Below are 24,639 nucleotides of genomic sequence, written 5' to 3'. Positions count from 1 at the left end.
CTACGGGAGGGCGCTTACAGATCGCTTACCGATTCGGGCCCCATTGACATGCGCCCTTGATCAGACCGGGATCTCTCCCGAGCCGCGCGGGATCAGCCGGGTAGGTACCTGCAACCGCTGGACCTTGCCCCGCTCCCCCCGCATGCGCCGGAACAGCAGCTCGGCAGCCATGCGTCCGAGCAGGACCGGGTCCTGGGCGACCACGGTCACCGGGGTCGGGAGCATGTCGGCGAGCTCGAAGTCGTCGAAGCCGACGACGGCCGTGCGGCGGTCGCCGGCGGCCAGGGCGCGCAGGACGGCGACCGTGATGCGGCTGTTGCCGCACATCAGGGCGCTGACCGCGTCCGGGCCGGAGAGCATGCGGTCCAGGGTCAGGCTGATGCCGACCGGGTCCGGTTTGCCCATCTCGACCCAGCCTTCGCGCACCTGGTAGCCGGCCTTGGCCATCGCCTGCCGGTAGCCCGACAGACGCTCGGAGGCGGTGTAGATGTCCGGGGAGTCGCCGAGGAAGCCGATGCGCCGGTGGCCCTGGCGGATCAGGTGGTCGACGCCGGTGACGGTGCCGCCGAGGTTGTCGGACAGCACGGTGTCCACGTCCAGGCCGGTCGCGGGCCGGTCGACGCTGACCATGGCCGTGCCGGCGGCCAGTTCCGGGGCCAGCCAGGCGTGGTCCGCCGCCGTCGGGACGATGATCAGCCCGTCCACCCGGCGGGCGCAGAAGTCCAGCGTCAGCTCGCGTTCGCGCTCGGGGTCCTCGTCCGAGGATCCGGCCAGCATCAGCGAGCCCTGAGCCCTGGCCACTTCCTCCACGGCCCGGCTCAGCAATGCGTAGAACGGGTCGGCCAGATCCTCCAGGAGCAGCCCCACGCTGCTGGTGCGACTGCCCTGGCGCAGCATCCGGGCCCCGTCGTTGCGGCGGAACCCGAGCTGCTCGATCGCCGCGCGGACCCGCGCCGCCGTCGCCGCGGTGACCCCGGCCTCGTCGTTGACCACCCGCGAGACCGTCTTGAGCCCGACCCCGGCCGCCGTCGCGACGTCCTTCATCGTGGGCCGCGCCGTCGGCTCCGACGTCTCCTGCCGCACCTGGACCACCCCTTCTCGGCTTCGGTTGTGGCACCAGGGTAACCGGACGGCGACGATAACGTTGTCAGGTTGGCGCGGACGGCCCCGCGTGGTGCGCGAAGTTCCGGAACTATCCCCTCCGCATCGAAGAACCCGCATGTCAGGGCCACAACACCGACAACCGACGAGCCGCGACAACCTTGACACTGGACTCGGCGTCCTAGTTAAATCTCCCGCACGCGGTGACAACGTTGTCATTCACCTCTTGAGAATGGACGTCCGTACATGGCACCACAGGCTGATCAGCCCTTCCACGCTTCGCGGCGCAGCGTCATCACCGCAGGGGCGTCGCTGCTGGCGGGCTTCTCGCTGGACGCCGCCTTCCCCGCCACCGGCTTCGCGGCCACCGGCGCCGGGGTCCAGCCGGTGAACGCGTCGCGCCCGGCGCCGGCCCCGGGCGAGCTGGCCCTCTACCGCCCGGTCGAGGTCTCCTCGACGGACTACGCGCCGACGCCCGGCTCGTTCGCCGTCGACCGGGTGTCCTCCGCCGGAGTCAGGGGCACCGGTTGGCGCGCCGCGACCGGCGATCCGCAGTGGATATCGGTCGATCTGCAGTCGGTCTGCCAGGTGACGTCGGTCCACCTGACCTTCGAGGCCGCCGCGGGCGATCCGGTGTTCGTCAAGCCGACGTCGGGCAACTGGTCCGACGGGACCACCGGCCAGGAGCTGCTCTCCAGCTACGCGGTGGCATTCGTGGTCGAGGTCTCGTCGGACAAGAAGTCCTGGACGAGCGTGTATCAGACCTCGTCGGGCACCGGCGGCACGGTTCAGATCGATCTGGCCGCGCCGGTCTCGGCACGCTGGGTCCGGCTGACGGCGACCAAGCGCTCCGACGCGAACCCGCTCGGACTCAACGGTTTCGAGGTCTACGGCACCGCCCCCGACCCCCGCCCGCACGTCACCGGCTGGACCGACTGGGGCCGGCACGACCACCACGCCCCCGACCTGAAAGTAGCCGACGACGGCACGGTCCCGCTGGAGTCCGGCTGGGTCCTGACGATGGACGACTGGGCCACGGGAGACGGCACCGCACTGTCCCACCCGACCGTCGACACCAGCGGATGGCTACCGGCCACCGTCCCGGGCACCGTCCTGGCCTCGCTCGTCGAGCAGGGGCACCTGCCGGATCCGGTCGCAGGGTTCGACAACCTGCGGATCCCCGAAGCCCTGTCGCGCCATTCCTGGTGGTACAAGCGCGACTTCGCACTTCCGCACGCCTTCGACACCAGCACCGGCCGACGGATCTGGCTGGAGTTCGACGGCGTCAACCACCACGCCGACGTCTTCCTCAACGGCACCCAGGTCGGCAGCCTCACCTACCCGTACGCCCGCGCCGCGATCGACGTGACCTCATCCCTGGTCTCCGGCCAGCAGTCGCTCGCGGTGAAGATCACCCCGATGCCGGTGCCCGGCAGCCCCGGCGACAAGGGCCCGGCCGGGCAGTCGTGGGTGGACGCGGGCGCGCAGATCATGAACGAGAACTCCCCCACCTACCTGTCCGTCTCGGGCTGGGACTGGATGCCGGCCGTCCGCGACCGGGCCAGCGGCATCTGGAACCACGTGCGCCTGCGCGCCACCGGCGACGTGCTGGTCGGCGACCCGCGCGTGGACACGGCGCTGCCCGCGCTGCCCGACACCTCCCGCGCGGAACTGACCATCGTGGTGCCCGTGCGCAACGCCGCCTCCGCCGCTCGCAGCGCGACCGTGACAGCGTCCTTCGACGGCGTCCGAGTCGCGCAGACCGTCACGGTGCCTGGAGGTCAGAGCCTGGACGTCACGTTCACGCCGGCGGCGTTCCCCCAGCTGAAGCTGAGCAATCCGCAGCTGTGGTGGCCCAACGGCTACGGCGAGGCGAAGCTGCACGATCTGTCCCTGACCGTCGCGGTCAACGGCCAGACCAGCGACCAGCGCGAGACCCGCTTCGGCATCCGGCAGTTCGACTACGAATACAAGACCCCGCTGCCGTTCGTCGCGACGCCCGACGCCTACACCCAGACCGTGCAGCTCGGTGCGCAGCAGGCGCGCTACGTGCGGATCAACTGCGAGGCCCGCGCGACCGGATGGGGCTTCTCCATCTGGACGCTGGCCGTCCTGAACAGCGCCGCGTCCGGCATCGATCTGGCCGTCCACCGGCCGGCGACGGCGTCGAGCCAGGACCCCTCGAACCCTGCCGCCAACGTCACCGACGGCGACGCCGGCACGCGCTGGTCGTCCGACTACGCGGACAACCAGTGGATCCAGGTCGACCTGGGCTCCTCGCAGTCCTTCGACCAGGTCGCCGTCACCTGGGAGCAGGCGTACGCGCGCACCTACGCCGTGCAGGTCTCGGCGGACGGTGCGACGTGGACGGACGCGGCGAGCGTGGACAACACCGCGGTCCCGCTGCCGTTCAACGGCGGCGACGCGAGCCTGGACGTCGAGTCGTTCCCCGCCGTATCCGGCCGCTACGTGCGGATCGACTGCGGCCTGCGCGAGACCAGCTGGGGCAACTCGCTCTGGACGCTGTCGGTGTTGAACAGCGCCGTGCCCGGTACAGACCTGGCCCTGCACCAGCCGACGACCGCGTCGAGCGAGGACCCCTCCAACCCGGCGGTCAACGCCACCGACGGCAACAGCGGCACCCGCTGGTCCTCCGCCTACGCCGACGACCAGTGGATCCAGGTCGACCTCGGATCGGCGCACACCTTCGACAAGGTGGCGATCCTGTGGGAGGCGGCATATCCGAAGACGTACGTGATCCAGGTCTCCGACGACGGCTCGGCGTGGACGGACGTGAAGACGGTCAGCCTCGCGCCGGAGTCGCTGAAGATCAGTGTGAACGGTGTCAGGGTCCTGTGCCGCGGCGGGAACTGGGGCTTCGACGAACTGCTGCGCCGGATGCCCGCCGAGCGGATGGACGCGGCGGTCCGGATGCATCGCGACATGAACTTCACGATGATCCGCAACTGGGTCGCCTCCAGCGACCGCGAGGAGTTCTTCGCGGCCTGCGACGAGTTCGGGCTCCTGGTCTGGAACGACTTCCCGAACGCGTGGGGCATGGACCCGCCGGACCACGACGCGTTCAACACCCTCGCCGCCGACACGGTGCTGCGCTACCGCATCCACCCGAGCATCGTCATCTGGTGCGGCGCGAACGAGGGGAACCCGCCGCAGGCCATCGACGTGGGTATGCGCACGGCCGTCACGAACGGCGCGCCGGGCACCCTCTACCGGAGCAACTCGGCGGGCGGGAACATCACCGGCGGCGGTCCGTACAACTGGGTGGAGCCGGCGCGGTACTTCGACCCGACGACGTACGGCAGCCGCAGCTTCGGCTTCCACACCGAGATCGGCATGCCGGTCGTCTCCACGGCGCAGAGCATGCAGAACATGGCCGGGGACGAGCCCGCGTGGCCGATCGGCGGGCCGTGGTACTACCACGACTGGAGTCAGTACGGGAACCAGGCACCGGGGCAGTACGTGGCGGCCATCGAGGCCCGCTTGCAGCCCTCGGACAACCTCGGCGACTTCACGCGCAAAGCTCAGTTCGTCAACTTCGAGAACGCACGCGCGATGTTCGAGGCCTGGAACGCGAACCTGTGGGCGGATGCCAGTGGCCTGATGCTGTGGATGTCACACCCGGCGTGGCACAGCACGGTGTGGCAGACGTATGACTACGACTTCGACGTCAACGGTATGTACTACGGGGCCCGCAGCGCGTGCGAACCGGTCCACGTCCAGGCCGATCCGGTCAACTGGCAGGTCGTCGCGCTGAACCACACACCCACCGCGTTGCATGGCGTGACGGTCTCGGCCCGGCTCTACGACCTTTCCGGCCGGCAGCTCGGGGCGACGCAGAGCTCTGCGATCGACGTCAACGCGGCGGACAGTGCGAAGGCGTTCGTCGTGCCGTTCGGCAGCGCGCTGCCGGATTTGCACCTGCTGCGCCTGACGCTGCAGGACTCATCTGGCCACACGCTGTCGGAGAACACGTACTGGCGTTACAACTCCCCGTCCGCGATGCAGGCGCTGAACACGGTGCAGCAGACTCAGATCTCTGCCTCGATCAGCGGCACGCGGAGCGGCGGTGACGGGCGCCGGCAGGCGACCGTCACCGTCCGCAACGACGGCTCGGCGGTCGCGGCCATGGTCCGTCTGTCACTGCTGGACCCGCACTCCGGCGACCGAGTGCTGCCGACGCTTTACGAGGACAACTACCTCTGGCTGCTGCCCGGCGAGTCACGGACGCTTTCCGTTTCCTTCCCGGAGAGCGCGTTGCCTTCGGGGAAGCCGGAACTGCAGGTCGAGGGTTACAACACGCATCAGGTCACGGCCAAGGCCTGATCTCGCGCTAAGGGGCACGCCCTGCGGTCGGAAAGGCTTCCGACCGCAGGGCGTGCCGCTGTCTTCGGTTCAGTTCAGATGACGGTGGTGCCGCCGTCGGTGACCAGTTCCATGCCGTTGACGTAGCTGGAGTCGTCGGAGGCGAGGAACAGCGCGACGGTCGCGATCTCCTCCGGGCGGCCCATCTCTCCGCGCGGGATCAGGGATTCGAACGCCTTCTTGGTCGCCTCGTCGAAGAGCTCTTCCTGCTTGGCGGTGGCGACCTGGCCGGGGGTGAGCACGTTCACGCGGATGCGGCGGTCCTTGAGCTCGTTGAGCCAGACGCGGGCCCAGGCCTGCTGGACGGCCTTGCTGCCGGCGTACACGCTCCAGCCGGGGAAGCCCCGGAGTGAGGCGTTCGAGCCGGTCATGAAGATCGAGGCGCCGTCGTTGAGCAGCGGCAGCGCCTTCTGGACGGTGAACAGCGTGCCGCGTGCGTTGAGCGAGAAGGCTTCGTGGAACTGGGCTTCGGTGATCTCGCCGAGCCTGGCCTGCTCGCCGGTTCCGGCGCTCGCCCACAGCACGTCGATCGAGCCCTTCTCCTCCCTGACCGTTTCGTAGAGGCGGTCGAGGTCGTCGAGGTCGGCCGCGTCGCCCTGGACGGCGGTCACGTTGCGGCCGATCAGCGCGACGGCTTCGTCGAGCGCCTCCTGGCGTCGGGCCTGGATGAAGACGTGCGCTCCTTCTTCGACGAACAGCCGGGCCCCGGCCAGCGCCATACCGGTCGAGCCGCCGGTGATCACCGCTACCTTGCCGTCGAGCTTTCCCATGGTCACTCCTTCGTTATGTAAACCGTGCTGTGTACTTAACGTATCGGGGGTTGGTGAGGGGCGCAAGTTATGTACACCGATCCGTACCGGACGGCGTTAGACTGAGGACATGGAGGAGTTAGAGAAGGGTCCGCAAGGCCGACGCCGGGGCCGGGGGGCGCGCGAGCGGATCGTTGCCGCGTCCCGGCAGTTGTTCCGGGACCAGGGCATCAACCGCACCGGGATGGACGAGCTGTGCGCGGTGGCCCAGGTCTCGAAGCGGACGGCCTATCAGCACTTCGCCGGGAAGGACGAGCTCGTCTCCGAGTACCTGCGGCAGTTCGATCCCGACGTCATGCCCTCGGTGTTCGACCGGACCGACCTCACGCCCCGCGAACGGCTGCTCGCCGCTTTCGAGGTGCCCATGTCCGGGACTGAGGAGCTGACGCCGATGTGCCCTTACATCGCGACAGCTGTCGAACTCCACGACCCCGAGCACCCTGCGGCCCAATACGCGCGCGAGTACAAGGCGGCCATCGCCGGGCGGCTGGCCGAAACCGCCCGTGAGGCCGGGGCCGCCGACCCCGAACGGCTCGGCGAACAGCTTGCGCTCCTGCTCGACGGCGCGGCGGCTCGCACGCTGGTTCTCAACGCGGAGTCCTTCCCCACCGCCGCCGCCATCGCCGCCGTGCTCATCGACAACGCCCTCGCCGGCGCGGCCCAGGAGGGGGTCAATACAACGGTCGGGTAGCTGTGGTGACGCTTAGGCCGTGGCGGCGATCAGGCGCTGGCCCAGTTCGTGCGCGACGTGGCGAAGCTCAGGCCCGCCGACGATCCGGTATGGCACCGGGATCGCAGTGAGCTGCTGGACGTACCAATAGGGGTTGCCCGTCGTGCCGGTGAGCCGACAGGAGTCGGGGTCGAGGGGTTCCAGCGTGCCCAGGACGCGCGGGCAGTGTGCCGCCACCGCCTCAATCGGCGCTTGGACGATCAGCTCGGTGGTGTATTTCCAGCCGGCCGCCAGGTGTTCCTCCAACGCCGCGACGGGGTCGAGATCGGCGGGCGGCGGGTCGAAGGCGGTGTCGAGCAGCTCGACTGACTGGATGCGGTCGATGCGGTAGGCGCGGCGGGCGTCAGAGGTGTGTGACCAGCACAGGAGGTACCAGCGGGCGTGGCGGACGACGACGGCCCAGGGGTCGACGTCGATGTCCCGCTGCCGGCCGGCCTCGGAACGGTACGCCAGGCGGGTGCGCCGGGTTTGGGAGCAGGCCTGGACGAGGGCGGTGACGGCGTCCGGGTCGGGCCGCGCGGCCATGCGGTCGGGAGCGGCCGCGGTGGCCTGGCGGACGGCTTCGGCGCGGACGGCGACCTGCTCGGGCAGCGCGCGGGTGATCTTGCCGAGGGCGCGACCGACCAGCCCGGCGGGGTCGGCGGCGTCGTGGTGGCCGTCGAGGGCGGCCATGACCAGGCTCAGGGCCTCGGCCGCGGTGAAGGTCAGGGGCGGTAGGCGCAGGCCGCGGCCGGCGCGGTAGCCGCCGTAGGGTCCGCTTCGGGACTCGATCGGGACGCCGGCTTCGCGCAGCGTGCCGACGCAGCGGCGGACGGCGCGGTCCGACACACCCAGGTTGGCGGCCAGTTGGTCGGCGGTGATGCCGGGGCGGGCCTGGATGAGTTCGAGCGCCAGGAGCGCACGGGCCAGCGGGCCTGCCTCTGGGAGCACTGGTCTCTCCTTGGATCTCGGCCTGTATCTCGCACAGTCACCAATATCCCGGACGGGAAACGTCAGGGATCGGTCCTACGGTAGCGCGCATGACCGAACTCCCCACGGCGGCGGTCGTCACCGAACCGCCGATGAACGCCAGCGAGATCGAGACAGTCCTGTACCTGCTCGACCGCTCCCGCGCCCAGTTCGCCTGGAAGTGCGCCGGGCTCGACGCGGCCGCGCTGAACCGGCCCCTGCCGCCCTCGCGGATGACCCTCGGCGGCCTGCTCAAGCACCTGGCGCTCGTCGAAGAGCGCTACACGATCGACTTCACGGGGCAGGCACCCGGACCGCCGCTGGACGTGGCCGACCACAGCGACCCGGACTGGGCATGGCACACCGCTGCCGACGATGCGCCGGAGACGCTGTACGCGCTGTGGAGCAACGCCGCCGAGCATTCGCGCACGGCGATGGCCGCGGCGCTGGCCCGGGACGGCGGGCTGGAGCAGCTTGCCGAGTTCACCACCGGCGAGGACGGCGCCCGGCCGAACCTGCGGCGCATCGCGGCGGACCTGCACGATGAGTACGCGCGGCACGTCGGCCACGCCGATCTGCTGCGGGAGGCGATTGACGGGCTGGTGGGGCAGGATCCGCCGACGATGCCGGAGAAGACTTGGTGATGGTGGGCTGCTGATGGTGGCCTGGTAATGGTCGCTGCCGATGGTCGGCCGCTGATGGCTGGTTATGGCGGTGAGGGGCTGTGGTGGTCGGAGATTCTCCACGTTGTCCGGCTTTTCCGGCGCCGTTGAACTCTGTGTGGGTGCTGATATCGCACGAGTCAGCGGCGCCGCTCTTCCGACCTGCCTCCCGACCTTCCAACGGCTGGGCTCAGCGCGGGTCCGGTCCGCCCGGCAGTCGCACCACCGCGGTGCCGGCCTGCGATTCGCCGAACTCCCAGCCGGCGATCAGAGAGCAGCCCGTCTCGTCCAAGACGTAAGTGCCGACGGGCCACCTCTCGCTGCCGCAATAGTAGGCGCCGCAGCAGCGGGCGCCGTGCGCGTCGAGGCAGAGCATGCGGAGGTGGTCGCGGAGTGCGGAGTGCGGGACCGCGCTGAGCGTCTCCTCCCATCGCGGGTCGGCGGCGTCGACGTAGCCTTCGTCGTCGAACGGCACCAGTTCATCGGGGCCCTGGCTGGTGTAGGTCGCGGCCTGCATCGCTTGGGCGAGGGTGCCGTCGGTGGCCACTCGGAACAGCACGGTCAGCCAGGAGTTGAGCTGCTCGGCGCTCTCGTGGGTCAGGTCGACGCCGTGGCGGGCGAGCAGCGGACCCAGGTCCGCGCCGCGCAGCGTCAGGTCGCTGGCGCCTTCGATCGCGGCGGCCTGCAGGTCGGCGACGAATTCGTCGCTGAAGGGGCGCGGGGCCTTGTGCCCGTCCTCGCCCCAGGGGCCTGTCGCGTCGAGGAGTTGGCCGTCGAAGTGGAACAGCGACTCGCTGAAGTCGATCCGCCACTTCGCCGGCGAGAACGGGTACTCGTCCGCGCCCAGGAACGGCAGCTCTGCGGGCTCGTGGTCGGCCAAGCCCTCGGGTGTGGCCCAGGTGCTGGGGAACAAGAACTCGTCGATGGAGTCGTCGGCGTAGTAGACCGCGTATACGGCAACGGGGTCCACCTCCGGCTTCCCACCGAGCAGCAGTTGGAAGGCGTCGTCGAGTACGGCGTCCCATGCGCCGGGTTCTGTCGCCGAAGTCGTTGTCGATGTCATGAGATCCGCTCCTGTGGGCCGACGTACTCGGGCGCGTGGAATGTATCGGCCGGCGCCGACAGAGTCTCGAAACACTTGACGCTTCAAGTCATCGGGGATACCTTCGGATTGTCATCAGCCCACTCGATCGGCAAGGAAGTAACCATCATGACAAGCAGCGAAGAGATCGTCCGCGCAGCGTACCGAGCAGCCGAAGGTGACGTCCGGGACCTGAAGGGCTGGCGCGACTCCTTCACGGAGGACGGCGTCTTCACCATGATGTCGACCGGGGACCGCTACCAGGGCGAGACGCTCGGCGACCTGCTGACGGGCATGTTCGGCGTGTTCCCGGACGTCCATCGCGAACTGCTGAAGATCCACCCCCTCGACGACGACGTGGTCGCGGTACAGCTGCTGATCCAGGGCACCTTCCAGGGCCCGTTCCCGACGCCCGCCGGCGTGCTCGCGCCGAACGGGGCGAAGACCAGCGTCCCCGCGGCCGACATCTTCCACCTGCGGGACGGCAAGATCCTGACGTTCGACTGCTACCCCATGATGAACATCAGGATGGCGCAGATGGGGGTCTCGTTCGACTTCGCCTCGGCCGTGAAGCGGGCGTCCGGCGCCGCCTGACGACTCGTGGTTCCTGCGTCCCGAATCATGACCATTGACTTGATGCTTCAAGTTACACCCTGAGGAGATCACCATGAACAAGCTGCACCGCACCGCGCTGACCGCCGCCGTCACCGCTGCCGCCGTCGCCGGCGGATTGGGAATCACCGGCGCGGCGAGCGCGCAGTCCACGCCGAACGCCGCGCGCGCCGCGGACCCGCGAGCCAACGAGCGCGTCGTGCAGACCTTCCTGCACGAAGTGATCGACGGTCACGACGGCGCCGCCACCGCCGGCCTGGTGACCCCGGACGTGGCGTGGCACGGCGGCACGCTGGGCGTGGTCGCGGGCCGCTCGAACGTCACGGGCCTGTTCACCGGCATCGTGACCGCGCTCCCCGACCTGCACTCCACCGTCCACGACCTGATCGGCCAGGGTGACCAGGTCGTCGTGCGCCAGGTCATGACCGGTACCCAGAAGGGCGCCATCATTGGCATCCCGGCGAGCGGACGCACCGTCACCTGGGACGCCATAGAGATCTTCGTCCTGCGTGACGGCAAGATCAGCCAGATCTGGGCCGGCGACGACTGGACCGCGATCCTGAACGACACGGGAACCTACAAGGCGCCCTGGATCAGTTAGGCGTGGCCACAGCCGAGTATCCGGCGGCCGGATCGCCGGCCGCCGAATACTCGGACGATCACGGTCCACAACCGCGCGATCACGGGTTCCGGAGCCCGGGCGGTTGGCAACACGAAACCACCGGATCCGGCGACATCGAGACCGTTTCGGCATTGCCCGAGCCAGGTGAGGACCGGTGTACTTGCTGTGCGCCAGGCGCGCGGGCAACTGCACTATCAGGACACAGACTCAAGGGGCGTGGATATGACCGAGGAGCCGCGGGACGGTGTCGGGGAGCGTCCGGATCCGCCGCACGTCGATCAGCCACCGCACGTCGATCAGACGCTGCATGTCGATCAACCGCCACAAGCCGATCAGACGCTGCACGTCGATCAACCGTCGCAAACCGATCAGACGCTGCATGTCGATCAACCACCGCAAGCCGATCAGACCCTGCACCTCGCTCAGCCGCCACAAGCCGAGCAACCGCAGCACGTCGATCAGCCGCCGGCCGGCGCGCCGACCGCGTACATCCCCCCGCATTTCTTGGGCGCGCTGCCTCCGCAACCCGCGCAATCCCTCCCGATGGCGCCGCCGGAACCGCCGGTCGCGCCCATGTCGGCCGCACCCGTCGCGCCTGTCGGGCCGGAAGATCGGTGGCGCGGCGCGGCAGTAGCGCTGCTCACCTTCAGCGGCCTGGGCCTCGGCCACGTGCTGCTGCGCCGCTGGTGGGGAGCGCTGGCGTGCTGGCTCGCGACCGGGCTCCTGCTCCTGATCGCGCTGCCCGCCACGCCGAGTGGCGTCCCGGTCGCCGTGATCGTCATCTACCTGCTGTTCCTGCTCTTCGCCGCGGCCCGGGCCGCCGTACTCAGCCTGCGTAGGCCGCTGACCTGGCCCGCGAGTCCGCAGCTGGCTTTCGGCCTGGCCATCGTCCTGCTCGCGGTGCCGATCTGCGGCACCATCCTGTTCGACAACGCGCGCCAGGAGGCCGTCCAGCGGATGCTGCTGAGCCAGCTGGCGCAGGCTGACGCGGCCATCGCCACCGCCGAAACCCAGTCGGCCGACACCGCCGAGCCGGCGTACCTGACAGCCCTGGGCACCTACCAGGACCTGCTCGACCACCACCGCACGTCGCGCGCCGCCAAGCAGGTGCCGGCCCGGCTCACCGCGTTCTACCAGCACGTCAGTGCCCCCTACAGCAACCACGACTACTGCAACGCGATCGAGCCGCTGACGTTCCTGCGCTCCCTGCCGGACGCGACGATCAGCACCAGCGACCTCGGGTCGCTGGCCACGTTCCCGAACGACCCGCTGGCCACCTCCCTCTACCAGTGCGGCGTGAACGCCCTGGGCGCCAACGCGGATCCGACGGCGGCGCGGGACCTCAACCTGCTGCTGTCCACGTTCCCCACCTCGGCGCAGGCCGGCAAGGTCGAACCCGCGGTCGCCGCCGCGATCAGCGCGGCCGCCGGCAACCTCACCGGATCAGACCCCTGCTCCGCCACCGCCACGCTCACCGGGCTCGGGACCCAGGCCAAAGCGCTCACCAGCAGTACGGCCACAGTCTCCGCCGCCCTGACGAAGGACGTCGCCACCGACGGCAGCGACATCGAGTCCGGCAGCTACGACTGCGCGGTGTCCGACTACAAGAACGGCAAGTTCCCCGACGCGCAGACCGCGATGGACGCCTTCGTCAGCACCTATCCCAACGACCCGAACAAGGCGCTGGCCCAGAAGTTCAGCATCGCCGCGCAGATCGCGCAGCAGGACGCCGACGCAGGCAAGGTCGTGCCCACTCTCACCAGCGGCGGAAGCGTCAGCATCACCATTTCGAACGACAGCCCCGACCCGATGCAGATCCTTTACACCGGCCCGGCCACCGGCACGATCAGCATCGACGCCTGCGCCAGCTGCAAGACCTACGGCACCGACCTGGAAGGGCAGCAGAACGCGTGCAACGACAGCAGCGTCAACTACCCGAAGACATCGTTCACGCTGCCGCCGGGGACCACATATTTCCTGCAGAAGAGCACAGGCACGAACGTGAGGTCCTACTCCCACAGCGAGCAGTACGACGCCGGCAGCGTCTACGACGTCTGCGCCTTCGAGACGAGCATCTTCGGGAACCTGGGGCTCTGAGGGGTATGGCTCTCTGACTGTGGACGCGCCCGGGCCGCTACTCGGGCCGCTTGATCCACGGCGAGAGCCACTGCTTCATCCACGCCGGTGCGCGCATGTGATCATGCGCGCACTGCTCGGCCCACAGCGCGGCGTGCTCGGGGTCCAGGGTGAGCACGATGCCGTCGGCGGCCAGCAGGACGTCGGCGACGCGGATCGCGGTGGTGGTGTTCGACGTCTCGAAGGTGCGGTACCGGATCAGGTCTATGACCAGGTGCACGGCCCGGTCCAGCGGGTCGGGGTACTCCAGCTCCCAGCCGCGGGTGCGCGGCGACCACACGACGCCGTAGGCGACGGAGAGCACGACGGGCAGTATCGCCGGGTCGCGCGGGATCCCGTCACCCCCGCAGACCTGGTTCACGCGGCAGATCTGCTCGGGCGTGAGCCGGAAGGTCACGACGTCACGACCAGGTGGCCTCGGCGTCGGCGATGGCCTGGTAGGCCTCGCCGTTGCGGTCGTCGGAGTCGGCCAGCAGGTCCTCGAACACGGCGTCGGGCATCGGGTCGGCGCCCAGGAGCGGGTCCGGGTCGGGCAGTCGGCGCACAACAGCAGCTTCGGCCATGTCCACTACCGTAGCGAACAAGGCCGCACCTGTCCCGGCCCCCACCCGTTCGAGGGCGCCACGAGCCGACAACCCGCCGCCGTTTGCTGACGGACAGCCGGCGCCTCAGCTCACTTCCGCCCGGCCCGCACCCCCTCCTCGATCCGCCGCCCGACCTCCGCGTCCACATTCCGCCAGTACTCGAACGCGCGCTCAAGCACCGGATCGCTCACGCCGTCCAACAGATGCCCCACGACATTGCCGACCAGCCGGTCCCGCGCCGCGTCGTCCATGACCTCGCGCACCAGGGTGCCGGCCTGCCCCCAGTCGTCGTCCTCGGCGTGCAGGGTGGCGGCTACGCGCACCATCTCGCCGTCGACGGGCCAGCCTGCGGGTTCGGCGGAGCGCGCGGGGTCGGCGTGGGGGCCGCCCATGGAGTTCGGGGCGTAGACCGGGTCGGAGGCGTAGTGGTAGCGCATGCGGCCGGCGGTGCTGTAGTTGTGCGGCGGGGTGATCGGGGCGTTGACCGGAAGTTGGGTGTAGTTCACGCCGATGCGGGCGCGGTGCGCGTCGGGGTAGGCGAACATGCGGCCGAGCAGCATCTTGTCCGGGCTCGGGCCGATGCCGGGGATCAGGTTGCTCGGCTCGACCGCCAGCTGCTCGATCTGCGAGTGGTAGTCGACCGGGTTGCGGTCCAGCGTCATCCGGCCGACCTCGATCAGCGGGTAGTCCTTGTGCGGCCAGACCTTCGTCAGGTCGAAGGGGTTGAAGCGGTACCCGGCGGCGTCCGCGTACGGCATGATCTGCACCTTCAGCGTCCACGACGGGTGCTCGCCGCGGCTGATCGCCGTCCACAGGTCGCGGACGTGGTAGTCACTGTCCGACCCGGCGAGCCTGTCGGCCTCGTCCTGCGTCAGGAACTCGACGCCCTGGTCGGTGCGGAAGTGGTACTTCACCCAGAACCGCTCGCCGGCGGCGTTGACCCACATGTAGGTGTGGCTCGAATACCCGTTCATGTGCCGCCAGCTGCGCGGGATGCCGCGGTCCCCCATCAGCCAGGTGACCTGGTGCGCCGACTCCGGCGACAGGGTCCAGAAGTCCCACTGCATGTCGTGGTCGCGCAGGTTGTTGTCGGCGCGGCGCTTCTGCGAGCGGATGAAGTGCTGGAACTTCAGGGGGTCCCGTATGAAGAACACCGGGGTGTTGTTCCCGACCATGTCGTAGTTGCCGTCGGCGGTGTAGAACTTCAGCGCGAAGCCGCGCGGGTCCCGCCAGGTGTCCGGGCTGCCGTGCTCCCCGGCGACCGTGGAGAACCGCGCGACCATGTCGGTCGTGGTGCCCGGCTGGAACACGACGGCCTTGGTGTACGCGCTGACGTCCCCGGTGACCTCGAACCGGCCGAAGGCGCCGCCGCCCTTGGCGTGTGGCTGCCGTTCGGGGACGCGTTCGCGGTTGAAGCCGGCCATCTGCTCGATCAGGTAGTGGTCGTGCAGGAGGATCGGGCCGTCCGCGCCGGCGGTGAGCGAGTGCTCGTCGCTGGCGACCGGGATCCCCGCGTCGGTGGTCGTCGGGTTGGGCTGCGCGTCTGACATCGGAGTTCGTCTCCTTCGCGTAGGGACTGCTTCCCACCCTCATGGACCGCGATGGATGCGGCAAACGGAGCGAAACGGCCTCAGAGGCTCCCCCACGGCTCGACCTCGGTGCCGACACCTTCCCCGGTCGCCGCCGCCTGGTCGATGGCCAGCGAGACCAGATGGTCCTGGCACGCCTCGGCCAGCGGATACGGCGCCGGTCCCCCGTCCCGGGCCCAGGCGGCGGTCGCGGTCAGCAGGGTCGCGATCGCGATCTCCTCGTCCATCAGGCGCAGCCCGGCGAACGGGTTGCGCCAGACGACGGAGCCGTCGAACGACAGGTGCTCGGTGTCGTGACCGTCCAGGTTCAGGTCGTGGCCGAGCTGCGAGCGCACGATCGCGGACCTGAGGATCGTCTCCGGCCCGCCCCAGCGCACGACCGTGTCGTCGGCGAACTCGCCGAGGCTGCCGCGCACCAGGATCCGGCGCAGCCGCAGGCGGTTGTGCCACTGGTTGTCCGTGAAGTCGTACAGGCCCGACCGGCCGTCGCCGAAGTCGAGCGTCGCGAGCGTGGTGACGGCGTCCTTCGGGGTCTCGTCACCGGTCCAGCCGTCGCGGTTCAGCGGGTCCAGCAGCGGCGCGGTGAACTGGGAGGCGGTGACGCGGACCGGCCCGAAGCCAACGCCCAGCAGGCCTCTGATCATCGAGACCGCGTGGTAGCCGTGCGTCGAGCTGACCTGCACGGACGTCGGCTGCCCGATCACGCCCCGGCGTACGAGCTCGCGCCGCGCGGCGTGCCCCGGCAGCAGCAGGTACTGCTCCGCCACCTGGACCATCTCCCGGCCGCCGACCCGCGCCCACAGCGCCCGCAGCCCGTCGGCGTCCGGCGCCGGCGGCGTCTCGGCCAGCACCCGGACCCCGTCGTCGACGAGCGCCGCGGTGATCTCCGGCGTCGCCGGCCACGGCACGCAGACCACCACGAAGTCAGGGTGCTGTTTCGCGACGAGCTCGGCGGGCGAGAGGTACGCCGGCACGCTCCACCGGCGCGCGACCTCCTCGGCGGCGTCGGCTCGCCGGACCGCTGCGCCCACCAGCGTCAACCGCTCGGGCAGCAAGGCTGCCAGGCGCGCGAAGAAGTCCGCGCGCCAGCCGCGGCCGACGATGCCGAACGTGACCGGAGCCGCCGGGACAGCCGGGACTGCGGGGGCCGCGGGGGCCGCCGGAACGGCCGACGCGGCCGCAGCAACCCCAGCCGCCGGAACAGCCGGGTCGCTCACGCGGCGTCCAGCCGAGCGAACTCCTCCGCCGAGAGCACCAGATCCGCCGCCGCGACCGAGTCGCGGATCGTCTCCGGACGCGAGGACCCGGGGATCGGGATCACGACCGGCGCCTTGGCCAGCATCCACGCCAGGCAGGCCTGCTGCGGGCTCACCCCGTGCGCGGCCCCCACCTCGGCGAAGGCGTCGAACCGGGTGCCGAGCCCGGCGGCCTGCGAGATCCCGCCGAGCGGGCTCCACGGCAGGAACGCCAGCCCCAGCACGGCGCACAGCTGAAGCTCCGCCTCGCTGCTCCGGAAGCGCGGCGAGAACTGGTTCTGCACGCTCACCAGCCGGCCGCCCAGGATCTCGTTCGCGAGCTGGATCTGCTGCGTGCTCGCGTTGGAGATGCCGGCCTGCTGGATCTTGCCCTCGTCCAGCAGGTCGCGGATGGCGCCGATCGAGTCCTCGTAGGGGACCTTCGGGTCGGGCCGGTGGAACTGGTACAGCCCGATGGCCTCGACGCCGAGGCGCTTGAGCGAGGCCTCGCACGCCTGCTTCAGGTACGCGGGCGAACCGTCCTGCGTCCAGGTGCCGTCGCCGGGCCGCAGGTGCCCGCCCTTGGTGGCGACCAGCACGTCGGAGGTGTCGCCGCCGTAGGAGGCCAGCGCCCGGGCGATCAGGCTCTCGTTGTGGCCGACCTCGTCGGCGAAGAGGTGATAGGCGTCGGCGGTGTCGATGAGCGTGACGCCGGCTTCGAGGGCGGCGTGGATGGTGGCGACGGAGCGCTGCTCGTCGGGGCGGCCCTCGATGGACATCGGCATGCCGCCGAGCCCGATGGCGCTGACAACGGTGTCGCCGATGCGGCGGGTCTTCATGGCTGTTCCTCTCCCGGTCCTGCGTTGTGCGTTCGTTCTGCGTCGCTCTGCTTCCCCTCAAGCCTCGCCATCGGGAATTAGTACTGTCCAACACGAGTTCCCGATGTCATTGAGCACCGGCTCTGCTGAATGCGCCTGAGCTCGGTTGCTGATGATTGCGTGGCTGATGATTTCCGTGGCTGATGAGATGGGGACCGGCGTGGAACTGCGCCAACTCGAACACTTCGTGGCCGTCGCCGAGGACTGCCATTTCACCCGCGCGGCCAAGCGCCTGCACATCGCCCAGTCCGGCCTGTCGGCGTCGATCCGGTCGCTGGAGCGCGAACTCGGCGCGCCGCTGTTCCTGCGCAGCACGCGCCAGGTGCGGCTGACCGCCGAGGGCCAGGCGTTGCTGGTGGAGGCGCGCAAGACGCTCGCGGCCGGCGACGCCGCCAAGGGCGCGGTCGCGGCGGTGCGCGGCCTGCTGCGCGGCACGCTGTCCGTCGGCTCGTTGCAGTGCCTGCACGCGGTGCACGTCCCCGCGCTGCTGGCCGGGTTCGTGCGGGAACACCCCGGGCTGGAGGTGAGCCTGCGCCACGGCGGCTCCGGCGATCTGATCGACCGGGTCCGCACCGGAAGCCTGGACATCGCGTTCGTCTCGCGGCCCCGGCAGATCCCGGACGAGGTCGTGGTCAGCGCCCTGGACCGCGAGCCGCTGGTCCTGGGCTGCGCGCTGGACCACCGGTTCGCCGACTGCGACGAGGTCAAGCTCCAGGACCTCGGCGACGAGCGGTTCGTCGACTTCACCGCGGACTGGGGCACCCGCGACCTGGCCGACCGGGTCCTGGCCGAGGCCGGAGTCGAGCGCCGCGTCGCACTGGAGGCCTCGGACGTGCACTCGCTGCTGGACCTGGTCTCCTTCGGCCTGGGCGTCGCGCTGGTCCCGCAGTCGTTCACGGTGAAGACCGACCGCGTGCGGTTCATCCCGCTGGCCGGGGACGTTCCGCTCTGGGAGACCGTGGCGGTGACGGCCGATCCGACCGGCAAGGCCGCGGCGGCGCTACTGGCGAAGGTCGGACCGGCCGGCGACAGCCAGGTCAGCAGCTGCGTCAGCGCCTGAGCGACGGACGTCAGCGCCTGAGCCACGAACCATCGCGAGCAGACCCGCACCCGACACGAGCGCCCAGACGCCTTCCAGCAGCAGGAATCCCCACTGGCTGCCCGCGATGGCCGCAACGGTCAGCACAGCGGAGCCCACGAAGTTGAAAAGGAGATAGAGGGTCGATCGCTGCTTGAGCCAGCCCCTCTGTGTGGCCACGAACGCGGCCAGGACCAACATCGACCCGATGATCTGCACTACCTGTTCCACGACGAATCAGCTCCTCAGGGAGCGTCGTCTTGGCGGACCGGGTACGGCGCACATCTCGTCCGGGGCCGCCCGGCAGGATCCGGGGCGACCGGTTCATATCATCTCACATGCGGCTGACCTGCCGCACAAGCCGTCCGAAGGGCGCCGCGGGTTTCACAAACCCGCGGCGCCCTTCGTCATCGCGATGTTCCCCGCCGGGTCAGCGATCCGCCCAGCCGTGCGACTGCGCCAGCGCGACGACCCGCTTCCTGATGTCGAGGATCTGCGGGCCGAGCAGCGCCGGATCGGTCCGGAGCAGGATCTCGGTGAGGTCCCGTTCCAGATCCGCCACCGACAGCACGTCGCACATGTCGTCGGCGTCGTCGACCGGCGACCCGGCGCGCCTGGCGTCGGGCCGGAACCGGGCCGGCTCCGTCGACACCACCGTCACGTTCGACGCCTTCGGCCCGCGATCGCCCTGGTCCGGGGTGTACTCGACGATCCGGCCCGCGACGATCATGCTCTTGTCGTCCAGAAGATCGTTCACGTGGAGGAAGACATCCTCGCCCCCGGATTCGGGCGCCACGAACCCGTACCCCTTGATCCGATCGAACGAAACGATCGTTCCCCTCGCCACTCCGACCACCCACATTCCTCGACAGCCACCGGTAAGTCCGGATCCACACGTTACCGATCCCGGGTGCGCTGCGGCACCGGCGGGAGCGGGCGGTGGGGAAACGGCCCCAACCGTTTCCCGAACATGCCCAGGTCGGCAACCACGAAGATGAACCACACCATCCCCCCGGCCGTAACCTCTGATGGAACCGGCGGCAAACCGCCCCGAGGATGATGAGAACCGACATGAAGACAACCAGCAGGAGACCCGCTCCCCCACACCACGCCTGCACCCACCAGCCCCGCTGCCCCTCGGCGCAGGCACCGGACCACGACGCGGCCAGCATCCTCACAACGCATCCGAAGCAGGGCTGGTCGCTCCTGTGCAACGGCATCGTCACCTTCGACGACACCGGCGAACTGCTCCCCGACGGCCGCTCGGTCACTCCGCGCCGGCCGACGGACGTCCACCACTACTGATTCAGCGGCCCGCAGCCCCGCGCCTCAGTGGTATCCGGGGTGTCGCTGGCGGTACTTCGCCGAACTGGCCTTCTCCCCGCACGACGCCATCGTGCACCAGCGCCGCGAGCCCGGCCGCGACCGGTCGACGAAGAACAACGAACAGTCGTGCGCCGTACACTCCCGGATCCGCAACGCGTAGGGACCGGTGAAGAGGTCGATCGCGTCGCGTGCGATCAGGGCGAGGACGCCGGCCAGCGAGGAGCTGTCGCAGGGCACTGCCGTGAACCCGTCCATGCCGAGCAGCGGCGTCGGAGGCGCGGCGAGCGCCGCCGCGTTGACGGTGGCGATGTCCGCGGCCGGGTGCGTCGTGCCGTCGACCCGGGCCCGGGCCAGGCGGTAGAGCGCCTCGCGAAGCGCGTGGGCGCCGCCGAGGAGTTCCGGAGTGATCTCGTCCTCCGGCTCCGGCAGGCCGGCGACGCGGCACCAGGTGCGCAGCTCGTCCGGCCCCGGCAGGAGTTCCCGGTCGCCGAGGCGCCGCTTGGCCACGGTGGCGACGAAGTCCAGGCAGAGCCGGCCGGAGCGGAACGGGAATCCGGCCCGGCGCAAGTCCTTGGTGGTCACCTCGCCGCCCACCCGGACGCCGCTGCGCGTCTGCGTGACGAATGCTTCGCTCATCGGGGCCCTTCGCCTCCTGATCCGTCGAACGGCGAACCGTTCTCGTGGTGAACATCCAGGTTAGCGCGGTATCTCAGCATGCGTGAGTGGTTTGACAACTCACGCGAGCGCCGTGAGACTAACGCACCATGAGGCATCGGACTCAGCGACTGGTCCGCCGGCACGTCGTGGACAACATGACGTACACCGGCAGCACCTGTATGCGCTGATCTTCTCTTTCCGCGCTTCCTTCCTCTTTTCTGCGACTTCTCTCGCGACCTCCCATGGCGTCCGCGACGTCCGCACCGGTCTGACCCGACCGCCCGGCAGCACGCCGCGCGGGACCGTGCACCCTGCCGTCGGCGACGACGCGCATCCGATCCTCCAGGAGGTACACCGTGACCGCTGCCCCACCAGGAATGGCAGAGCTCGAAGCAGCCACCGCGGCGCCGACACCGGTGCCGACGCCGGTGCCCGCCGTGGGCGACCTGGTCACCATCCGCCCGGCCCGCCGACGCTCCGGCCTGAGCGTCCCCCGACCCGCGCGCCGCGCACTGGGACCGCTGCTGGTCCTGCTCGGCTGGTACCTGGCCGGCGCGACCGGCGTGCTGTCCGCCAACACCCTCGCCTCGCCGGCCGACGTGCTCAAGCAGGGCTGGGAACTGGTCCGGAAGGGCCAACTGCCCTCCGCGATCTCCGCCTCCGGGCAGCGCGTCGTGATCGGTTTCGCGATCGGCGCGGTCATCGCCGTCACCCTCGCGCTCGTCGCGGGGCTGTTCCGCCTCGGCGAAGACCTCGTGGACGCGACGGTCGGCATGGTCCGCACCATCCCGTGGGTCGGGCTGATCCCGCTGTTCATCATCTGGTTCGGCATCGACGAGGCCCCGAAGATCGCCCTCGTCGCGCTCGGCGTGGCGATCCCGCTGTACTTCAACCTCTACGGCGGGATCCGCTCGGTCGATCCGCAGCTCGTCGAGGCGGGCTCGACGCTGGGGCTGAACCGGTGGGGCCTGGTCCGGCACGTCATCCTGCCCGGCGCGCTGCCGGGCGCGATGGTCGGCCTGCGCTACGCGCTCGGCAGCGCGTGGCTCGCGCTGGTGTTCGGCGAGCAGATCAACGCCACCAACGGGATCGGCTACCTGATGAACAACGCCGAGGAGTTCTTCCAGACCGACGTCATCGTGGTCTGCCTCGTCACCTACGCGGTGCTGGGGCTGCTGTGCGATCTGGTCGTGCGCGTCCTGAGCAGCAGGGTGCTGGCTTGGCGTCCGTCGTTCGAGGGGGCGTGATCGCCGTGACCGGTGCTGAAATCCTCGCCCCCGACCCCATCACCGACTCCGGCCACGCCACCGCCGCCACCACCACCGGACCGAACACCGTGACCGGGCCGAACGCCGTGACCGTCAGGGGCCTGACCCGCGCGTTCGACGGCCGCGTCGTCATCGACGGACTCGATCTCACCATCGCCCCCGGCGAGTTCGTGGCCCTGCTCGGCCACAGCGGCTGCGGCAAATCCACGTTGCTGCGGGTGCTCAGCGGGCTTGACACGGAGATCTCCGGCGAGGTCACCGTGCCGCGCAAGCGGGCCGTCGCGTTCCAGGCGCCGCGGCTGCTGCCGTGGAAGCGGGTGTGGCGCAACGTCGTGCTCGGCCTGCCCGGCCGTCCCGACCGCGCACTCGCCACCCGCTACCTCGACGAGGTCGGCATCGCCGCGCGCGCCGGGGACTGGCCCAAGACGCTGTCCGGCGGCGAGGCGCAGCGGGTGGCGCTGGCCCGAGCGCTCGTCCGCGAGCCGGCGCTGCTGCTGCTCGACGAGCCCTTCGGCGCGCTCGACGCGCTGACCCGAGTCAAGGCCCAGCAGCTGGTCGCGGACCTGTGGCAGCGGCACGGGTGCGCGGTGCTGCTGGTCACGCACGACGTCGAGGAGGCGGTGCGGCTGGCCGACCGTGTCCTGGTGATGCGCGACGGCAAGATCGCGCACGCCAGCCCCGTCGACCTGCCGCGCCCCCGCGACATCACCGACCCCCGGTTCGTCCGGCTGCGCGCCCGGCTGCTCGCCGAACTCGGCGTCGAGACCGGCCACTGAGCATGGTTCGGAAAGGAACGAGAATGGCTGTCCGGACAGCACTGGCGGCGGTCGGCGTGCTCGGGCTCGTCGCCGCGGCCGCCGCGTGCGCGTCGAGCAAGTCCACCACCTCCGACAACCGAGCCGCTTCGGCGAAACAGAGCTCTGTCACCCTCACGGTCGGCGACCAAGTCAGCTCCCTGAAGACGTTGCTGACCGCGTCCGGCGAGCTGGCCGGCACCGGCTACACGGTGAAGTTCGCCGAGTTCCAGGGCGCCGCGCCGCTGTTCCAGGCGGTCAAGGCCGGCGCCGTCGACACCGGCTACGCCGCCGACCTCCCCACCCTCACCGCCATCGCCGGCGGAGTCCCGGTCAAGGCGGTCGCCGCGCTCCAGTCCAACGGCGCCGGCACCGCGGTCCTCACCCAGAAGGACTCGACGGTCACCTCGGTCGCCGACCTCAAGGGCCGGACCGTCGTGGTCTCCTCGGCCGCCGGCAGCGTCGCCCAAGAACTGCTCGCCAACGTACTCAAGAAGGCCGGGTTGTCCTACTCGGACGTGCACGTCGAGTACCTGCTGCCGACCGCGGCGCTAGCCGCTTTCAACGCGCACAAGATCGACGTGTGGGCCACCTTCGGCGTGTACCAGGACACCGCCCAACTCGCCGGCGCGCGCACGCTCGTCGACGGCGAGAACGGCCTGACCAGCGGCATCGGCCTGATCAGCGCGACCGCGCAGACGCTGGACGACCCGGCGAAGAAGGCCGCGTTGCAGGATCTCCTCAAGCGCGTCAACAAGGCCTTGATCTGGACCGCGGCGCATCCCGCGCAGTACGCGGCCGACTACGCCTCGGCCTTCAACCTCTCACCTTCCATCGCCACACAAGTGGTATCGCAGGGCTCGAATGCACTGGTTCCACTCTCGGCCATGGAGATCGCCGACATCCAGAACGTCTCGGACGTCATGTCCGCCATCGGCGGCCTGCCCACCGACGTGTCCGTCGCCGCCCATTCGGATCCCACCGCCTACACCGCCGCGGACGAGACCTCGTCCGCGAAGAGCTGAAGGGAGCGGGCCGTGCCCGTCGAGTTCATCAGTGCCATCAACGCCAACCGCGCCTCCGACGTCGATCCCGGCGCCGGCAACGGATTCGACCACGAGTTCGCCCTCGAATACGCGAAAGTGCTCGACGAGGGAGGGTTCGACTACACCCTGGTCCCGTACAGCTCCAGCTGGATCGACGCCAACCAGTTCGCGCAGTTCGTGGTCAACCACACCGAGCGCCTCAAGCCGATGCTCGCGCACCGGCCCGGCGTGATCTTCCCGACGCACGCCGCGCGCGCCTTCGCCACCCTCGACCAGATCGGCCGGGGCCGGCTGGCGATCCACATCATCGCCGGCGGCCAGGACGTCGAGCAGAGGCGCGAGGGCGACTATCTGTCCAAGGCCGAGCGGTACGCACGCGCCGAGGAGTACATCCAGATCCTGCGGCGCGCCTGGACCGAGACCGAGCCGTTCGACCACGAGGGCCCCTACTACCAGTTCGAGGGCTTCCGCTCCGAGATCCGGCCGTACCAGGACGCGATCCCGGTCTCGGTCGGCGGCTCCTCCGAGGAGGCCTACCGGGTCGGCGGCCGACAGGGCGACATCTTCGGCCTGTGGGGCGAGCCGCTGGCGGAGACCAAGCAGCAGATCGACTCGGTCAACGCCCAGGCCGACGCGGCGGGCCGCCCGCATCCGCGCATCTGGGTCTCCTTCCGCCCGATCGTCGCCGCCACCGACGACCTCGCCTGGGAGCGGGCCCACGAACTGCTCGGCAGGATCGAGACCGGATACGCCGACCGCGCCGCCAAGCGCCACTACCCGAAGGCCGGGACGACCGTGCCGCAGAACGTCGGCTCGCAGCGGCTGCTCGCCCTCGCCGAGCGCGGCGAGCTGCACGATCGCGCGCTGTGGACCGCGCCGGCCAAGGCGACCAACGCCGCCGGCAGCTCCACCGCGCTGGTCGGCAGCCCCGAGACCGTCGCCGCCGCGCTGCTGGACTACGTCGACATCGGCTGCGAGCTGCTCTCGATCCGCGGCTTCGACCCCTTCGACGACGCGATCGGCTACGCCAAGCACGTCCTGCCGCTGGTGCGCCAGGAACTCGCGCACCGCCGGCCCGCCACTGTCTGAACCGACACACC

General features: G+C 70.0%; 25 protein-coding genes and 1 riboswitch. Of the genes, 12 read left to right on the top strand and 13 right to left on the bottom strand.

From position 1 onward, the window contains the following. Window positions 1–60: 60 nt before the first annotated feature. The gene (locus ABH935_RS06960; protein WP_370376957.1) at window positions 61–1,044 is read right to left on the bottom strand and encodes a LacI family DNA-binding transcriptional regulator; all 984 of its coding nucleotides are present in this window, start codon (window positions 1,042–1,044) and stop codon (window positions 61–63) included. Between the two features lie 303 nt (window positions 1,045–1,347). Between ABH935_RS06960 and ABH935_RS06955 the strand changes: the two genes are divergently transcribed. Then, a complete protein-coding gene (locus ABH935_RS06955; protein ID WP_370376923.1) occupies window positions 1,348–5,445 on the top strand; it encodes a discoidin domain-containing protein in 4,098 nt (1,365 codons plus the stop codon). Window positions 5,446–5,519: 74 nt separating this feature from the next. On the opposite strand, the gene ABH935_RS06950 is transcribed toward ABH935_RS06955, so the two are convergent. Further along, window positions 5,520–6,254 (bottom strand): SDR family NAD(P)-dependent oxidoreductase, encoded by a 735-nt coding sequence (locus ABH935_RS06950; protein ID WP_370376922.1) that lies wholly within the window; start codon window positions 6,252–6,254, stop codon window positions 5,520–5,522. A 109-nt stretch (window positions 6,255–6,363) separates the two neighbouring features. Here ABH935_RS06950 and ABH935_RS06945 point away from each other — a divergent pair, with 109 nt between their 5' ends. Then, window positions 6,364–6,984 (top strand): TetR/AcrR family transcriptional regulator, encoded by a 621-nt coding sequence (locus ABH935_RS06945; protein ID WP_370376921.1) that lies wholly within the window; start codon window positions 6,364–6,366, stop codon window positions 6,982–6,984. A 12-nt stretch (window positions 6,985–6,996) separates the two neighbouring features. Here the strand turns inward: ABH935_RS06945 and ABH935_RS06940 are convergent, their stop codons facing one another. Further along, entirely contained in the window at window positions 6,997–7,953 is a 957-nt protein-coding gene (locus ABH935_RS06940) for a helix-turn-helix transcriptional regulator (protein ID WP_370376920.1), read from the bottom strand. An 89-nt stretch (window positions 7,954–8,042) separates the two neighbouring features. Here ABH935_RS06940 and ABH935_RS06935 point away from each other — a divergent pair, with 89 nt between their 5' ends. Next, the gene (locus ABH935_RS06935) at window positions 8,043–8,615 is read left to right on the top strand and encodes a DUF664 domain-containing protein (RefSeq protein ID WP_370376919.1); all 573 of its coding nucleotides are present in this window, start codon (window positions 8,043–8,045) and stop codon (window positions 8,613–8,615) included. Between the two features lie 208 nt (window positions 8,616–8,823). On the opposite strand, the gene ABH935_RS06930 is transcribed toward ABH935_RS06935, so the two are convergent. After that, on the bottom strand, window positions 8,824–9,696 hold the full coding sequence (locus ABH935_RS06930; RefSeq protein WP_370376918.1) for a hypothetical protein: 873 nt from the start codon (window positions 9,694–9,696) through the stop codon (window positions 8,824–8,826). Window positions 9,697–9,843: 147 nt separating this feature from the next. Here ABH935_RS06930 and ABH935_RS06925 point away from each other — a divergent pair, with 147 nt between their 5' ends. Together ABH935_RS06925 and ABH935_RS06920 are read left to right on the top strand one after the other, a co-directional pair. Then, window positions 9,844–10,308 (top strand): nuclear transport factor 2 family protein, encoded by a 465-nt coding sequence (locus tag ABH935_RS06925; RefSeq protein ID WP_370376917.1) that lies wholly within the window; start codon window positions 9,844–9,846, stop codon window positions 10,306–10,308. 73 nt (window positions 10,309–10,381) lie between these two features. Beyond that, the gene (locus tag ABH935_RS06920) at window positions 10,382–10,927 is read left to right on the top strand and encodes an ester cyclase (protein WP_370376916.1); all 546 of its coding nucleotides are present in this window, start codon (window positions 10,382–10,384) and stop codon (window positions 10,925–10,927) included. A gap of 228 nt (window positions 10,928–11,155) precedes the next feature. Here the strand turns inward: ABH935_RS06920 and ABH935_RS06915 are convergent, their stop codons facing one another. Next, window positions 11,156–11,473 (bottom strand): hypothetical protein, encoded by a 318-nt coding sequence (locus tag ABH935_RS06915; RefSeq protein WP_370376915.1) that lies wholly within the window; start codon window positions 11,471–11,473, stop codon window positions 11,156–11,158. A 48-nt stretch (window positions 11,474–11,521) separates the two neighbouring features. Between ABH935_RS06915 and ABH935_RS06910 the strand changes: the two genes are divergently transcribed. After that, window positions 11,522–13,045 (top strand): hypothetical protein, encoded by a 1,524-nt coding sequence (locus ABH935_RS06910; RefSeq protein WP_370376914.1) that lies wholly within the window; start codon window positions 11,522–11,524, stop codon window positions 13,043–13,045. 37 nt (window positions 13,046–13,082) lie between these two features. On the opposite strand, the gene ABH935_RS06905 is transcribed toward ABH935_RS06910, so the two are convergent. From ABH935_RS06905 to ABH935_RS06885, 5 genes are all read right to left on the bottom strand, one after another. Then, window positions 13,083–13,481, bottom strand: coding sequence for a hypothetical protein (locus ABH935_RS06905; RefSeq protein WP_370376913.1), 399 nt, complete (start codon window positions 13,479–13,481; stop codon window positions 13,083–13,085). 4 nt (window positions 13,482–13,485) lie between these two features. Next, window positions 13,486–13,647: a hypothetical protein gene (locus ABH935_RS06900; RefSeq protein ID WP_370376912.1), complete on the bottom strand. Its 162-nt coding sequence runs from the start codon at window positions 13,645–13,647 to the stop codon at window positions 13,486–13,488. A 110-nt stretch (window positions 13,648–13,757) separates the two neighbouring features. Next, the gene (locus ABH935_RS06895) at window positions 13,758–15,218 is read right to left on the bottom strand and encodes a catalase (RefSeq protein WP_370376911.1); all 1,461 of its coding nucleotides are present in this window, start codon (window positions 15,216–15,218) and stop codon (window positions 13,758–13,760) included. Window positions 15,219–15,298: 80 nt separating this feature from the next. Beyond that, window positions 15,299–16,360: a Gfo/Idh/MocA family protein gene (locus tag ABH935_RS06890; protein ID WP_370376956.1), complete on the bottom strand. Its 1,062-nt coding sequence runs from the start codon at window positions 16,358–16,360 to the stop codon at window positions 15,299–15,301. A gap of 110 nt (window positions 16,361–16,470) precedes the next feature. Continuing rightward, window positions 16,471–17,331, bottom strand: a complete 861-nt coding sequence (locus tag ABH935_RS06885) for an aldo/keto reductase (protein WP_370376910.1) — start codon at window positions 17,329–17,331, stop codon at window positions 16,471–16,473. Window positions 17,332–17,530: 199 nt separating this feature from the next. Here ABH935_RS06885 and ABH935_RS06880 point away from each other — a divergent pair, with 199 nt between their 5' ends. Continuing rightward, entirely contained in the window at window positions 17,531–18,430 is a 900-nt protein-coding gene (locus ABH935_RS06880) for a LysR family transcriptional regulator (protein WP_370376955.1), read from the top strand. On the opposite strand, the gene ABH935_RS06875 is transcribed toward ABH935_RS06880, so the two are convergent. Next, entirely contained in the window at window positions 18,371–18,679 is a 309-nt protein-coding gene (locus ABH935_RS06875) for a hypothetical protein (RefSeq protein WP_370376909.1), read from the bottom strand. The two genes, ABH935_RS06880 and ABH935_RS06875, sit on opposite strands and share 60 nt — an antisense overlap. 18 nt (window positions 18,680–18,697) lie before the next feature. Further along, window positions 18,698–18,768, bottom strand: a riboswitch (guanidine-III (ykkC-III) riboswitch). 110 nt (window positions 18,769–18,878) lie between these two features. Further along, complete coding sequence (locus tag ABH935_RS06870) at window positions 18,879–19,310, bottom strand: cold shock domain-containing protein (RefSeq protein ID WP_370376908.1); 432 nt, start codon at window positions 19,308–19,310, stop codon at window positions 18,879–18,881. 209 nt (window positions 19,311–19,519) lie between these two features. On the opposite strand from ABH935_RS06870, the gene ABH935_RS06865 reads away from it, so the two are divergent. Next, window positions 19,520–19,753 (top strand): DUF5999 family protein, encoded by a 234-nt coding sequence (locus tag ABH935_RS06865; RefSeq protein WP_370376907.1) that lies wholly within the window; start codon window positions 19,520–19,522, stop codon window positions 19,751–19,753. 24 nt (window positions 19,754–19,777) lie between these two features. Here the strand turns inward: ABH935_RS06865 and ABH935_RS06860 are convergent, their stop codons facing one another. Further along, complete coding sequence (locus tag ABH935_RS06860) at window positions 19,778–20,410, bottom strand: ABATE domain-containing protein (protein ID WP_370376906.1); 633 nt, start codon at window positions 20,408–20,410, stop codon at window positions 19,778–19,780. Between the two features lie 398 nt (window positions 20,411–20,808). Here ABH935_RS06860 and ABH935_RS06855 point away from each other — a divergent pair, with 398 nt between their 5' ends. Genes ABH935_RS06855 through ABH935_RS06840 form a run of 4 tightly spaced genes read left to right on the top strand, consistent with a single transcriptional unit; the run spans window position 20,809 to window position 24,628 of the window. Further along, window positions 20,809–21,678 (top strand): ABC transporter permease, encoded by an 870-nt coding sequence (locus ABH935_RS06855; protein WP_370376954.1) that lies wholly within the window; start codon window positions 20,809–20,811, stop codon window positions 21,676–21,678. A gap of 38 nt (window positions 21,679–21,716) precedes the next feature. Continuing rightward, complete coding sequence (locus tag ABH935_RS06850) at window positions 21,717–22,475, top strand: ABC transporter ATP-binding protein (RefSeq protein ID WP_370376953.1); 759 nt, start codon at window positions 21,717–21,719, stop codon at window positions 22,473–22,475. A gap of 23 nt (window positions 22,476–22,498) precedes the next feature. After that, entirely contained in the window at window positions 22,499–23,518 is a 1,020-nt protein-coding gene (locus tag ABH935_RS06845; protein WP_370376905.1) for an ABC transporter substrate-binding protein, read from the top strand. A gap of 12 nt (window positions 23,519–23,530) precedes the next feature. Then, entirely contained in the window at window positions 23,531–24,628 is a 1,098-nt protein-coding gene (locus tag ABH935_RS06840) for an LLM class flavin-dependent oxidoreductase (protein WP_370376904.1), read from the top strand. Window positions 24,629–24,639: the final 11 nt, after the last annotated feature.

Origin of the sequence: Catenulispora sp. GAS73 (assembly GCF_041262085.1) — a bacterium.
In the GTDB taxonomy this organism is placed as follows: Bacteria; Actinomycetota; Actinomycetes; order Streptomycetales; family Catenulisporaceae; genus Catenulispora.
The sequence above is the reverse complement of the archived record's forward strand: the minus strand, read 5'-3'. Positions and strand labels throughout refer to the sequence as shown.

Bases quoted from the DNA above. Each gene is read 5' to 3' on its own strand.
- ABH935_RS06960 (WP_370376957.1), bottom strand. From the start codon at position 1,044: ATGAAGGACGTCGCGACGGCGGCCGGGGTCGGGCTCAAGACGGTCTCG.
- ABH935_RS06955 (WP_370376923.1), top strand. From the start codon at position 1,348: ATGGCACCACAGGCTGATCAGCCCTTCCACGCTTCGCGGCGCAGCGTC.
- ABH935_RS06950 (WP_370376922.1), bottom strand. From the start codon at position 6,254: ATGGGAAAGCTCGACGGCAAGGTAGCGGTGATCACCGGCGGCTCGACC.
- ABH935_RS06945 (WP_370376921.1), top strand. From the start codon at position 6,364: ATGGAGGAGTTAGAGAAGGGTCCGCAAGGCCGACGCCGGGGCCGGGGG.
- ABH935_RS06935 (WP_370376919.1), top strand. From the start codon at position 8,043: ATGACCGAACTCCCCACGGCGGCGGTCGTCACCGAACCGCCGATGAAC.
- ABH935_RS06930 (WP_370376918.1), bottom strand. From the start codon at position 9,696: ATGACATCGACAACGACTTCGGCGACAGAACCCGGCGCATGGGACGCC.
- ABH935_RS06925 (WP_370376917.1), top strand. From the start codon at position 9,844: ATGACAAGCAGCGAAGAGATCGTCCGCGCAGCGTACCGAGCAGCCGAA.
- ABH935_RS06920 (WP_370376916.1), top strand. From the start codon at position 10,382: ATGAACAAGCTGCACCGCACCGCGCTGACCGCCGCCGTCACCGCTGCC.
- ABH935_RS06910 (WP_370376914.1), top strand. From the start codon at position 11,522: ATGTCGGCCGCACCCGTCGCGCCTGTCGGGCCGGAAGATCGGTGGCGC.
- ABH935_RS06900 (WP_370376912.1), bottom strand. From the start codon at position 13,647: ATGGCCGAAGCTGCTGTTGTGCGCCGACTGCCCGACCCGGACCCGCTC.
- ABH935_RS06895 (WP_370376911.1), bottom strand. From the start codon at position 15,218: ATGTCAGACGCGCAGCCCAACCCGACGACCACCGACGCGGGGATCCCG.
- ABH935_RS06885 (WP_370376910.1), bottom strand. From the start codon at position 17,331: ATGAAGACCCGCCGCATCGGCGACACCGTTGTCAGCGCCATCGGGCTC.
- ABH935_RS06870 (WP_370376908.1), bottom strand. From the start codon at position 19,310: ATGTGGGTGGTCGGAGTGGCGAGGGGAACGATCGTTTCGTTCGATCGG.
- ABH935_RS06865 (WP_370376907.1), top strand. From the start codon at position 19,520: ATGAAGACAACCAGCAGGAGACCCGCTCCCCCACACCACGCCTGCACC.
- ABH935_RS06860 (WP_370376906.1), bottom strand. From the start codon at position 20,410: ATGAGCGAAGCATTCGTCACGCAGACGCGCAGCGGCGTCCGGGTGGGC.
- ABH935_RS06855 (WP_370376954.1), top strand. From the start codon at position 20,809: ATGGCAGAGCTCGAAGCAGCCACCGCGGCGCCGACACCGGTGCCGACG.
- ABH935_RS06845 (WP_370376905.1), top strand. From the start codon at position 22,499: ATGGCTGTCCGGACAGCACTGGCGGCGGTCGGCGTGCTCGGGCTCGTC.